Genomic DNA, 12,666 nt, shown 5'->3' with positions numbered 1-12,666 from the left:
AGGGTCGTCAGGAAAGTTGGCCGGGCTGGCGTTGGCCAGGCCGCGCGGCCGGCCGCCCCTTCATGGGCGTCGACCGCCGCGGCACTGCCATTGTCGCAGATGCCACTGACCGCGCCGTCAGCGCGGGGTCCTTGTTGTCAGTTCCTGCAGACATGCGCGAGCTGCCTGTCGCGCCCTGTGGTCCGCATCCAGCACGCTTTCCAGCGAATCGGCCACGCTGTTAGGTGTACTTTCCAGCACGTTGCCAACCACCCGTGCGATGTCGGTAAACCGGATGCCGCCCTCGAGGAATGCCTCGACAGCCACCTCATTGGCGGCGTTCAGCACCGCAGGCGCCACGCCGCCCGCGCGCAGTGCGTCGAAGGCTAGCGCCAGACACGGGAAACGCGCCAGGTCGGGCTTCTCGAAAGTCAGGGCACCGGCCAGTGCCAGGTCCAACGGGGAAACGCCGGCATCGATCCGCTCGGGGTAGGCCAGGCCATAGGCGATCGGCGTGCGCATGTCCGGATTCCCCAACTGCGCGAGCACCGAACCGTCCCGGTAGGCAACCATCGAGTGCACGATGCTTTGTGGATGAATCAGCACTTCGATATGCTCGGCCGGCGCCGCGAACAGCCAGTGGGCCTCGATCACCTCCAGGCCCTTGTTCATCATGGTTGCCGAGTCCACGGAGATCTTGCGACCCATGACCCAGTTGGGATGGGCGCAGGCCTGGTCGGGGGTGATGTCATGCAGCGTCGACGGATCACGCGTACGGAACGGACCGCCCGACGCAGTCAGCACGACCTTGGCCACGCCGGCCCGATAGCGCTGATCGCTCGCCGGCAGGCACTGGAAGATGGCGTTGTGCTCGCTGTCGATCGGCAGCAGCGTGGCACCATGTTCGCGCACCGCGTCCATGAAGATGCGCCCGGACATGACGAGCGCTTCCTTGTTTGCAAGCAGCACGCGCTTGCCCGCCCGGGCCGCCGCCAGGGTCGGACGCAGACCCGCCGCGCCGACGATCGCCGCCATGACCGAGTCTGTCTGCGCGTCGCTCGCGACCGACTCCAGTGCGGCCTCGCCGTGACTGACTTCGGTCGTGACACCGGCCGCGCGCAGCAGCCCTTCCAGCTCCTTCGCGGCTTCCGGCGTTCCCACGACGGCGCGGGCGGGCCGGAACTCGATGCAACTCGCCGCCAGCTTCTGCACCTGCCGGTGCGCGGTCAGGGCATGCACGGCATACCGGTCGGCATGGCGCCGCACCACGTCAAGCGTGCTTTCACCGATCGAGCCGGTAGCGCCGAGGATGGTAATTCGATGCATATCAGAACAGAACGGCTTCAGAAATAGGTCACCATCAAGGCCGCCAGCGGAAACACCGGCACCAGGGCGTCAATGCGGTCCAGCACGCCACCATGTCCCGGCAACAGCCGGCTGCTGTCCTTTATGCCGACTTGCCGCTTGAGCAGCGATTCGAACAGGTCACCGATGATACTGGCGGCCACCAGCAGCGTGGTCAATAGCGCGACCAAAGCCAGGCCACCATGGTCGGCCATGACAGAGAACCAGGTCGGCGCAAACGCATGCGTCGCCGCCAGGCTCAGGCCGATCAGCATGGCCAGCAGCCAGCCGCCCATCGCCCCCTCCCAGGACTTGCCCGGGCTGATAGACGGAGCGAGCTTGCGCCGCCCGATGGCCTTGCCAACGAAATAGGCGCCGATGTCGGCCGCCCACACCAGCACGGCCGCCGTCAGCAATACGCCAATACCGGCACCACGCAGGATCATGGTCGCGTGTCCGAATGCCGGCAGCATGATGAGGCCGAGAATAGCGCCCAGTACCGTGAACCCCGCCGTTGCCTTGCGCACGCCGCGCGCGAGCAGTACCAGCGCAACACCCCAGCAGGCCACGGCTGCCCGCAGCAGCCAGTCCAGGCCATGACGGGCCGGCAGGTCATGCCAGGCGATCAGGGCCACCAGGCAGGCCACAGCATAGACGTACGGCCAGGGGCCGCGCAGGCCGATCAGCCGCCCGAATTCCCAGCCGCCGAGCAGCACGATCACCGCGACGAGGCCGGCCAGCCCCGAAGGCGGCGCCAGGAACAGGATCGGCAGAATCAGCAGCAACAGGCACAGGGCGGTGATGACGCGGGTGAGAAGCATGCGCTGCTAGTCCCGTGGAAAGATGGATTGGCCTGCCGCTCAGGCAGTGCCGGACAGCCCCGGCGCAACCAGCTGGGCGCTGGTACGGCCGAAGCGGCGTTCACGCTGGCGGTACGAGGCAAAGGCCTTGTCCAGCTCGGCGGCGTCGAAGTCCGGCCAGTAGACGTCGGTGAAATAGAGCTCGGAATAGGCCAGTTGCCACAACAGGAAATTGCTGATGCGCTGTTCGCCTCCGGTACGGATGAACAGGTCCGGCTCCGGCGCATAGGACATGACCAGGTGTGGCGCCAGCACCGACTCGTCGATCGAATCGGGGTCGAGCATCGGCGCGCGGGCCAGCATCTTGCGCATGGCCTGCAGCAGGTCCCACCGGCCGCCGTAGTTGGCGGCGATGGTTACGGTCATGCCGCTATTGCCCGCCGTGCGCGCTTCGGCATCCTTGATCAGCTGCTGGATGCGCGGGCTGAAGCGGCTCAGGTCCCCTACCACGCGCACGCGGATATTGTTTGCGTGCATCTTGACCACTTCGCGGCGCAGAGCGGTCATGAACAGGCGCATCAGGAACGAAACCTCGTCCGCGGGACGGCGCCAGTTCTCGGAGCTGAACGCAAACAGTGTCAGGAATTGCACGCCGCGGGCGGCGCTGGCTTCCACGACGGCGCGCACGGCGTCCAGCCCGCGGCTGTGACCGGCCACGCGCGGCAGATGGCGCTGCGTCGCCCAGCGGCCGTTGCCATCCATGATGATGGCAACGTGGCGGGGCACATAGGTGGTGTCAGGGACGGCGAGCGTAGAACTGATGTGCTGCATAGCGGCAAACGATACTGGAGACCCGGGCGGCAAGGCGCCAGGCGGTCCTCAGACCGTCATGATCTCCTTTTCCTTTTCGGCGACCATCTTGTCGATTTCGGCCACGAACTTGTCGGTCAGCTTCTGCACGTCGTCCTGGCCGCGGCGCTCGTCGTCTTCGGAGATGGCCTTGTCCTTGACCAGCTTCTTGAACTGCTCGTTGGCGTCGCGGCGCAGGTTGCGCACCGCCACCTTGGCGCCTTCGGCCTCGCTCTTGACCACCTTCGTCAGCTCCTTGCGGCGCTCTTCGGTCAGCGGCGGCATCGGCACGCGGATAACTTCGCCCATGGTGGCCGGGTTCAGGCCCAGGTCGCAGTCGCGGATGGCCTTCTCGACCGCGCCAACCATCTTCTTTTCCCAAGGCTGGACGGTAATGGTGCGGGCATCTCCCAGGCCGATGTTCGCCACCTGGCTGATCGGCACCATCGAACCGTAGTAATCCACCTGTACGTGGTCGAGCAGGCCGGTGTGGGCACGGCCGGTGCGGACTTTGGCCAGATCGGCCTTGAAGGCCTCGATCGACTTCTGCATCTTCTGCTCGACGCTCTTCTTGGTTTCGGCGACGCTCATCATTACCTCCGGAAATCAGCTACCAGAATCCCGGCAATCCGGGATCGAAAATGAACCATTCTACCCTTTGCCGGGCCGCGCACCAGATTTGGCGCCCGGCACCCGCATCGAGACATCAGACGTGGACCAGCGTACCCTCGTCCTCGCCCAGGACCACGCGCTTGAGCGCGCCCGGCTTGACGATGGAGAAGACCTTGATCGGCAGCTTCTGGTCGCGGCACAGCGCGAAAGCCGTGGCGTCCATGACCTGCAGGTTGCGCGAGATGGCCTCGTCGAACGAAATCGTGCTGTAGCGCGTGGCACTCGGGTCCTTCTTCGGGTCGGCCGTGTACACGCCGTCCACCTTGGTCGCCTTGAGCACGATCTCGGCGCCGATCTCCGCGCCGCGCAGCGCCGCGGCCGTGTCGGTGGTGAAAAACGGGTTGCCGGTGCCGGCGGCGAAGATCACCACCTTGCCCTCTTCGAGCTGGCGGATGGCGCGCGGGCGGATGTAGGGCTCGACCACCTGGTCCATGCGCAGCGCGGACTGGACGCGGCCTTCGATATTGGCGTGGCGCATGGCGTCCTGCAGGGCCAGCGCATTCATCATGGTGGCCAGCATGCCCATGTAGTCGGCCGTGGCGCGATCCATGCCGGCGGCACCGCCCGCGACGCCGCGGAAGATATTGCCGCCGCCGATCACGACCGCCACCTGGACGCCGAGCTTCACGATCTCGGCAATGTCATTGACCATCCCTTCGATGGTGGCGCGGTTGATGCCGAAGGCATCATCGCCCATGAGGGCTTCACCGGAGAGTTTCAGTAGGACGCGCTTGTAGGCTGGCATATTCACCCTCGGACAGGAGCAAGTCGCTCGATTTGAGACGTATTGTTTTGTTACACCCGCGCGGCCAGGCCGCACGGGTGCCGGAGAACCGGTTTTCGGGGTCACCCGCGACAGACGGATGACGCCGGAAACTGGCTGTCGCAGCGCACACGGCCGGGGCCGGATGCTGCTGCTTCGATCCTACTTACACAGAGGGGCACCTCGCGGCGCCCCTTCGGCATTATAGGCGGCGTGCCAACCCGGAAGGGAGGCACCGGCCCGCCCCGGACATCAGCCCTTCTGTGCAGCGGCCACCTGGGCAGCCACTTCGGCAGCGAAGTCGTCTTGCTTCTTCTCGATGCCTTCGCCCACCACGTACAGGGTGAAGCCCTTCACGGTCGTGTTGGCAGCCTTGAGCATCTGCTCGACGGTCTGCTTGTCGTTCTTCACGAACGGCTGGTTGAACAGCGACACTTCCTTCAGGTACTTCTGGACCGAACCTTCCACCATCTTGGCGGCGATTTCGGCCGGCTTGCCCGACTCGGCAGCCTTCTGCTCGGCGATGCTGCGCTCCTTGGCGATCAGGTCCGCGGGAACCTGGTCAGCCGACAGCGACACCGGCTTCATGGCGGCCACGTGCATGGCGACGTCCTTGGCGGCGGCTTCGTCGCCGTCGAACTCGACCATCACGCCGATGCGGGTGCCGTGCAGGTACGAAACCAGCTTGCCGCCATTGGCGTAGCGGACAAAGCGGCGGATCGTCAGGTTCTCGCCGATCTTGCCGATCAGGGCGGTACGGGTGGCCTCGACGCTCACGCCGTCGATTTCCAGCGCCGACAGCGCAGCCACGTCGGCCGGGTTCTGCTTGGCGATCAGCTCGGCGACCTTGGCCGAGAACGCCAGGAAGTCGTCGTTCTTGGAGACGAAATCGGTCTCGCAGTTCAATTCGACCAGGACACCGGTGGTGCCGTCGATGAACGAGGCCACCACGCCTTCAGCGGTCACGCGCGACGCGGCCTTGCTGGCCTTGTTGCCCAGCTTGACGCGCAGCAGCTCTTCGGCCTTGTTCAGGTCGCCTTCGGCCTCGGTCAGGGCCTTCTTGCATTCCATCATCGGCGCGTCGGTCTTCGCGCGCAGTTCAGCCACCATGCTTGCGGTAATTGCCGCCATTTGTCACTCCTTGAATGGTTCGCGCCGGGTGCCCCAGTTTCCTGTCTGGCAACCGGCCGGGGGGTGTACAGCCTCACCCGCGGCAGATCTTGCCTGCGGCGGATGACAACAATCCAGATACTGCAAATTCAAAAAAAGGGGGCGCCGGATGTGCCCCCTTTTTCTTTTCGCCTTGCCGAGGCCGGTCTTGACCGGCTCCGCGCAACGCCCCGCACCTTTTGTCAGGTCCGGTGGCCGATGCCTTGTGGTCGTTCCGTGGCGATGCGCGTGATCGGGGTCCTCTCGGCAGCCGAAATCAGCCTTCCTGCACTTCGACGAAGTCGTCACCGCCGCGAGCGGCTTCAACGACTTCCTGAACGGCGTTGGCACGGCCTTCCAGGATCGCGTCGGCCACGCCGCGCACGTACAGGGCCACAGCCTTGGACGAGTCGTCGTTGCCCGGGATCACGTAGTCGATGCCTTCCGGCGAGTGGTTGGTATCGACCACGCCGATTACGGGAATGCCCAGCTTCTTGGCTTCGGTCACGGCAATCTTGTGGTAGCCGACGTCCACCACGAAGATGGCGTCAGGCACGCCGCCCATTTCCTTGATGCCGCCGATCGACTTTTCCAGCTTGATCATTTCGCGCTCGAACATCAGCGCTTCCTTCTTGCTCATGGTTTCCAGCGCGCCGGCTTCCTTGGCGGCTTCCATGTCCTTCAGGCGCTTGATCGAGGTCTTGACCGTCTTGAAGTTGGTCAGCATGCCGCCGAGCCAGCGGGCATCGACGTAGGGCATGCCGGCGCGGCCAGCTTCTTCAGCCAGGATTTCACGCGACTGGCGCTTGGTGCCCACGAACATGATGGTGCCGCGATTGGCGGCCAGTTGACGCACGTACTTCAGTGCGTCCTGGAACATCGGCAACGTCTTTTCGAGGTTGATGATGTGAATCTTGTTGCGATGACCGAAGATGAAGGGGGCCATCTTCGGGTTCCAGAAGCGGGTCTGGTGGCCGAAGTGGCAACCGGCTTCCAGCATTTCGCGCATGGTAACGGACATGTAATTCTCCAATAGGGTTAGGTCTGAAGTCCGCCCCGACATTCCTGAAGAGGAACACCCCGGATGGGCGGACCAGCGATTTCACGACTTCAAAACGACTGGCAGCAGCAAATGCTGCACTGCAAACAAGTCAGCCCGCTATTCTAGCAATAAATGCCCGTATCACTCAAGCGGACCGCAACACTGCCGCTATGGGCACGAAGGCAGCGGGAAATGCCTTTCATCTGACCCCGATTGCAGGGCCAAGCGCTGCGATCGAGCCCCGATGGTGCGATAATCCCACATTCCCTATCCGATTCTGGCGCGGCCCGTGGCCTCGCCGTCACTTTTTCTGGCGAAGCAGCATGAGCATCCACCTGAACACCGCCGAAGACATCGCCCAAATGCGCGTGGCTTGCCGCCTTGCCTCCGAAGTCCTCGACTACATCACCCCGTTCGTCAAGCCCGGTGTGACGACCGGCGAGCTCGACCGCCTGTGCCATGCCTACATGCGTGACGTGCAAGGCACCGTGCCGGCGCCGCTGAATTACGCGCCCCCGGGCTATCCGCCCTTCCCCGGCGCCATCTGCACCTCGGTCAACGACGTGATCTGCCACGGCATTCCCGGCGACCGCGTGCTCAAGAGCGGCGACGCCATCAACCTGGATATCACGGTCATCACCAAGGAAGGCTACTACGGCGACACCAGCCGCATGTTCCTGGTCGGCGAAGCGTCGATCCTGGCCAAGCGGCTGGCGCAGGTGACATACGAGTGCATGTGGAAGGGCATCGCGCAAGTGCGCAACGGCGCCCGCCTGGGTGATATCGGCCACGCCATCCAGGTCCATGCGGAAGCCGCGGGCTACAGTGTGGTGCGCGAGTACTGCGGCCACGGCATCGGCAAGAACTTCCATGAAGATCCGCAGATCCTGCACTACGGCCGAGCGGGCACCGGCGCCGAGATCAAGGCCGGCATGATCTTCACGGTCGAGCCGATGATCAACGCCGGCAAGCGCGATATCCGCACCATGCCCGACCAGTGGACGGTCAAGACGCGCGACCGCAGCCTGTCGGCGCAGTGGGAACATACCGTGCTGGTAACCGAAACCGGCTACGAGGTGCTGACAGTGTCCGCTGCCACGCCAGCGCCGCCCGCGTTCATCACGGAGTCGGTCGCGGCCTGAGCCGCAATTTAGTTGGGGGCGCCTGACAGGCGCCTTTCTTTTTCCAGCCGTGCCCACGAACCATTCTGCCCTGCCCATGGACACCACGCCGGAGCTCCTGCTCGCCGCACGCGTTCGCGACCAGTTGAAGGCCGACAAGCAGGCCCTGTTTGCCGATTTCAGCCTGACGGCCCAGGTCGGCACGCTCATCACGCGCCTGCGCCGCGCCGTGGACGCCGCGCTCGTCGAAGCCTGGCGCGGGCTGGGCATGCCCGCCGACGCGGCGCTTGTCGCCGTCGGCGGCTACGGCCGCGGAGAGCTGTTCCCGTATTCCGACGTGGACGTGCTGCTGCTGCTGGCGTCCGAGCCCGATGCCGGCACTGCGAGCCGGCTCGAACGGTTCATCGGCATGTGCTGGGACCTGGGGCTGGAGATCGGGTCCTCGGTCCGCACCGTGGATGACTGCATCCGCGAAGCCCGCGCGGACATCACCATCCAGACCTCGCTGCTCGAGGCGCGCCTGCTGACCGGCGAGCGCAAGCTGTTCGATGCGCTGCGCACACGGCACCAGGCCGACGTGGACCCGGCCGCCTTCTTCCAGGCCAAGCTGCTGGAGATGCGCCAGCGCCACGCCAAGTACCAGGACACGCCCTACTCGCTCGAGCCGAACTGCAAGGAAAGCCCGGGCGGACTGCGCGACCTGCAGGTGATCCTGTGGATGACCAGGGCCGCCGGCCTCGGCGACAGCTGGAAGGAACTGTTCGAGAAGGGCTTGCTGACGCAGCGCGAGGCCCAGGAACTCGCCCGCAACGAACGCCTGCTGAAGACCATCCGCGCGCGCCTGCATATCATCGCCGGGCGCCGCCAGGACGTGCTGGTATTCGACCTGCAGACCGCGCTGGCCGAATCGTTCGGCTACCGCCAGAACGACAACAAGCGCGCCAGCGAGCAGCTCATGCGCCGCTACTACTGGGCCGCCAAGGCGGTGACCCAGCTCAACAGCGTGCTGCTGCTCAATATCGAGGCGCTGCTGTTCCCGTGCGAATCACAGGTGACCCGCGTCATCAATGAGCGCTTCGTCGAGCGCCAGGGCATGCTGGAAATCACCAGCGACGGCCTCTACGAAAGCGATCCGCACGCGATCCTCGAAACCTTCCTGCTGTACGAACGCACGCCGGGCATCAAAGGATTGGCCCCGCGCACGCTGCGCGGCCTCTACAACGCGCGCACCGTGATGGATGCGCGCTGGCGCAACGACCCGGAAAACCGCCGCCTGTTCCTGGCCATCCTGCAGGAGCCGCAAGGCATCACCCACGCGCTGCGCCTGATGAACCAGACCAGCGTGCTGGGCCGCTACCTGATCAATTTCCGGCGCATCGTCGGCCAGATGCAGCACGACTTGTTCCACGTCTACACCGTGGACCAGCACATCCTGATGGTGGTGCGCAATATGCGCCGCTTCGCGATCGTCGAGCACACGCACGAATTCCCGTTCTGCAGCCAGCTCATGGCGAGCTTCGACAAGCCATGGGTGCTTTCGGTCGCAGCGCTGTTCCACGATATCGCCAAGGGCCGCGGCGGCGATCACTCCAAGCTTGGCACCGTCGATGCACGCCGCTTCTGCAAGCAGCACGGGATTGCGCGCGAGGACGCCGACCTGATCTGCTGGCTCGTGGAGCACCACCTGACCATGAGCCAGGTGGCACAGAAGCAGGACTTGACCGACCCCGAAGTCGTCCACGCCTTCGCGCGCGTGGTTGGCGACGAACGCCACCTGACGGCGCTGTACCTGCTGACCGTGGCCGATATCCGCGGCACCAGCCCCAAGGTGTGGAATGCGTGGAAGGGCAAGCTGATCGAAGACCTGTACCGCATCACGCTGCGCGTGCTGGGCGGCGCGAAGGTCGACCGGCATTCCGTCTGGGCGCAGCGCCAGGAAGAAACCATCGCGCAACTGCGCCTGAAGGCCTTCGATCCCGAACTGGGCAAGCCCCTGTGGGCGCAGCTCGACGTGGCCTTCTTCCTGCGCCACGATTCGCGCGACATCGCCTGGCTGACCCGCCACCTGTTCAACAAGGTGGACAGCCCGGTGCCCGTGGTGAAGGCGCGGATCTCCCCTGCCGGCGAGGGCCTGCAGGTGGCGGTCTATGTCAAGGACCAGCCCGACCTCTTCGCCCGCATCTGCGGCTATTTCGAGCGCAAGGCGTTCTCGATCCAGGACGCCAAGATCCACACCACCCGCCACGGCTACGCGCTGGACACGTTCCAGGTGACCGACCCCGGCATGGTCGGCGACGGCGGCAACTATCGCGACATCCTCGCGCTGGTGGAACATGAACTGGGCGACCGCCTGCAGCAGCAGGCCGCGCTGCCGGAGCCCAGCCAGGGCCGGCTGTCGCGCCAGTCGCGCAGCTTCCCGATCAAGCCGCGCGTGGACCTGCGGCCCGACGAACGCGGCCAGTATTACCTGCTGTCGCTGTCGGCCAACGACCGCACCGGCCTGCTCTACGCGATCACGCGCGTACTGGCGAAACATCGCGTGTCCGTGCATACGGCGCGCATCAATACCCTTGGCGAACGCGTCGAAGACGTGTTCCTCGTCGACGGCAGCCGTCTTGCCGCCGACAACCGATTGCAGATTCAGCTTGAACAGGACTTGCTCGCCGCGCTGGAAATCTGACCCGGCCGCGCAGCATTGAAGATATGACCGACAGTAATTCCCCGAAGCGCAGGACGCTCGGCATCAAGCCGCCCGACGGCACCGCCACCCGCAAGCCGGCCGGCAACCGGCCCGTACGCGTTTCGGACCTGAACCGCAAGCGCGTGCAGGCCGTGGCCGAAGGCATCCGGCGCGCGCAAGGCGGCGCTGGCAACAAGTCCGCCAAGGGCCCGATGCCGCCCGCCGACGCCGCCACCGGCCGCGCACCGCGCCAGGGCCGTCCGGCCGACGGCGAGCGGCAGGCGCGTCCGCGCCGCTTTGGCGACGACGACCGCCCACCACGCCGGTTTGGCGACGATGAGCGTCAGGCCCGTCCACGCCGCTTTGCCGATGACGACGCGCGGACCCGGCGTTTCTCCGATGACAATCGTCCGCCGCGCCCGCGACGCACCGAGGGTGGCGAAGCGCCGCGCCGGTTCCGCGACGACGAGCCGCGCCCACGCCGCTTCGGTGATGACGACAACCGCCCGCGCCGCTTCAGCGACGACAACCGCCCGCCGCGCCGCAACGAGGGCGGTGAAGCGCCGCGCCGCTTCGGCAATGACGACGCACGCCCCCGCCGTTTCAGCGACGACAACCGTCCGCCCCGCCGCAATGAGGGCGGTGAGGCGCCGCGCCGCTTCAGCAATGACGACAACCGCCCGCGCCGCTTCAGCGACGACAACCGCCCGCCGCGCCGCAACGAGGGCGGTGAAGCGCCGCGCCGCTTCGGCAATGACGACGCACGCCCCCGCCGTTTCAGCGACGACAACCGTCCGCCCCGCCGCAATGAGGGCGGTGAGGCGCCGCGCCGCTTCAGCAATGACGACAACCGCCCGCGCCGCTTCAGCGACGACAACCGCCCGCCGCGCCGCAACGAGGGCGGTGAAGCGCCGCGCCGCTTCGGCAATGACGACGCACGCCCCCGTCGTTTCAGCGACGACAACCGTCCGCCCCGCCGCAATGAGGGCGGTGAGGCGCCGCGCCGCTTCGGCAATGACGACGCACGCCCCCGCCGCTTCAGCGACGACAACCGTCCGCCGCGCCGCAATGAGGGCGGTGAAGCGCCCCGCCGCTTCAGCAATGACGATGCACGCCCGCGCCGCTTCAGCGACGACAACCGTCCGCCGCGCCGCAATGAGGGCGGTGAAGCGCCGCGCCGCTTCGGCAATGACGACGCACGCCCCCGCCGTTTCAGCGACGACAACCGTCCGCCGCGCCCGCGCCGCTATGGCGATGACGACAACCGTCCGCGCCGCTTTGGCGACGACGACCGCCAGCGCCGCGCGCCGGACTCCAGCGGCCGGCGCGGCGATGCGCCGGCGCGCCGCTTCAGCGACACCGCTGACCGCACGCGTCCGCCTCGCGCCGACAAGCAGCCGTCGCACACCGTCGGCGATGCCCATGAATCCGGCCACGATGACGGCCTCGTCCGCCTGTCCAAGCGCATGTCCGAGCTGGGCCTGTGCTCGCGTCGCGAAGCGGACGAATGGATTCCGCGCGGCTGGGTGCTGGTCGACGGCAAGCCCGTGACCGAGCTTGGCTCGCGCGTGCGGCCCGACGCCAGCATCGAGATCCTCCAGGCGGCCCGCTCCGAGCAAGGCGAGCGCGTCACGGTGCTGATGAACAAGCCGGTGGGCTATGTCTCCGGCCAGGCCGAAGACGGCTACGAGCCGGCCGCCGTGCTCTTCACTGCCGAGAACCAGTGGTCGGAAGACCCCACGCGCAAGCGCTTTGCGCCGTGGCAGCGCAAGAGCCTGGCCCCTGCCGGCCGCCTGGATATCGACTCGACCGGCCTGCTGGTCCTGACCCAGGATGGCCGCGTGGCCCGCGCGCTGATCGGCGAGGATTCGACCATCGAGAAGGAATACCTGGTGCGGGTGCAATGGCACTCGCCCGAGGGCGTGGTCGAGCGCAATGTCAGCGCGGTCTTCCCGGAAGAGAAGCTCGAGCTGCTGCGCCACGGCCTGTCGCTCGACGGCGTGACCCTCAAGCCGGCCAAGGTCAGCTGGCAGAACGAGGAGCAGCTGCGCTTCGTGCTGCGAGAAGGCCGCAAGCGCCAGATTCGTCGCATGTGCGAACAGGTGGGCCTGGAGGTGGTCGGGCTCAAGCGCGTGCGCATGGGCCGCGTCGTGCTGGGCGACCTGCCGCCGGGACAGTGGCGCTTCCTGGGGCCGTTCGAGAAGTTCTGAGGCATTGCATCAGTGCCGGCGAGCCGACCTCGCCGGCAGGCACCAATGCAAACGGGG

10 protein-coding genes are annotated in these 12,666 nt (G+C 66.2%); 3 read left to right on the top strand and 7 right to left on the bottom strand.

Annotated features, from left to right (window positions below; genetic code table 11):
- Positions 1-117: 117 nt before the first annotated feature.
- The 7 genes from ispC to rpsB form a co-directional block, all read right to left on the bottom strand.
- The gene (ispC, locus tag CupriaWKF_RS07505; RefSeq protein WP_276100349.1) at positions 118-1,305 is read right to left on the bottom strand and encodes a 1-deoxy-D-xylulose-5-phosphate reductoisomerase; all 1,188 of its coding nucleotides are present in this window, start codon (positions 1,303-1,305) and stop codon (positions 118-120) included.
- Between the two features lie 17 nt (positions 1,306-1,322).
- A complete protein-coding gene (locus CupriaWKF_RS07500; RefSeq protein WP_276100348.1) occupies positions 1,323-2,144 on the bottom strand; it encodes a phosphatidate cytidylyltransferase in 822 nt (273 codons plus the stop codon).
- 39 nt (positions 2,145-2,183) lie between these two features.
- On the bottom strand, positions 2,184-2,954 hold the full coding sequence (locus CupriaWKF_RS07495) for an isoprenyl transferase (protein WP_276100347.1): 771 nt from the start codon (positions 2,952-2,954) through the stop codon (positions 2,184-2,186).
- A gap of 48 nt (positions 2,955-3,002) precedes the next feature.
- Positions 3,003-3,563 carry a ribosome recycling factor gene (gene frr / locus CupriaWKF_RS07490; RefSeq protein WP_276100346.1) on the bottom strand — a complete coding sequence of 187 codons (561 nt, stop codon included), beginning with the start codon at positions 3,561-3,563 and terminating at the stop codon, positions 3,003-3,005.
- 115 nt (positions 3,564-3,678) lie between these two features.
- The gene (gene pyrH, locus CupriaWKF_RS07485; RefSeq protein ID WP_276100344.1) at positions 3,679-4,389 is read right to left on the bottom strand and encodes a UMP kinase; all 711 of its coding nucleotides are present in this window, start codon (positions 4,387-4,389) and stop codon (positions 3,679-3,681) included.
- A 270-nt stretch (positions 4,390-4,659) separates the two neighbouring features.
- The gene (gene tsf, locus CupriaWKF_RS07480) at positions 4,660-5,538 is read right to left on the bottom strand and encodes a translation elongation factor Ts (protein ID WP_276100342.1); all 879 of its coding nucleotides are present in this window, start codon (positions 5,536-5,538) and stop codon (positions 4,660-4,662) included.
- Positions 5,539-5,833: 295 nt separating this feature from the next.
- Positions 5,834-6,577 carry a 30S ribosomal protein S2 gene (rpsB, locus tag CupriaWKF_RS07475; RefSeq protein WP_276100341.1) on the bottom strand — a complete coding sequence of 248 codons (744 nt, stop codon included), beginning with the start codon at positions 6,575-6,577 and terminating at the stop codon, positions 5,834-5,836.
- Positions 6,578-6,921: 344 nt separating this feature from the next.
- On the opposite strand from rpsB, the gene map reads away from it, so the two are divergent.
- The 3 genes from map (at position 6,922) to CupriaWKF_RS07460 (ending at position 12,609) form a co-directional block, all read left to right on the top strand.
- The gene (map, locus tag CupriaWKF_RS07470) at positions 6,922-7,740 is read left to right on the top strand and encodes a type I methionyl aminopeptidase (protein WP_276100340.1); all 819 of its coding nucleotides are present in this window, start codon (positions 6,922-6,924) and stop codon (positions 7,738-7,740) included.
- Positions 7,741-7,816: 76 nt separating this feature from the next.
- Positions 7,817-10,399 carry a [protein-PII] uridylyltransferase gene (locus CupriaWKF_RS07465; protein WP_276100339.1) on the top strand — a complete coding sequence of 861 codons (2,583 nt, stop codon included), beginning with the start codon at positions 7,817-7,819 and terminating at the stop codon, positions 10,397-10,399.
- Between the two features lie 23 nt (positions 10,400-10,422).
- Positions 10,423-12,609 (top strand): pseudouridine synthase, encoded by a 2,187-nt coding sequence (locus CupriaWKF_RS07460; protein WP_276100338.1) that lies wholly within the window; start codon positions 10,423-10,425, stop codon positions 12,607-12,609.
- Positions 12,610-12,666: the final 57 nt, after the last annotated feature.

Origin of the sequence: Cupriavidus sp. WKF15, assembly GCF_029278605.1 — a bacterium.
Lineage (GTDB): Bacteria > Pseudomonadota > Gammaproteobacteria > Burkholderiales > Burkholderiaceae > Cupriavidus.
This window is presented reverse-complemented; position numbering and strand designations above follow the sequence as displayed.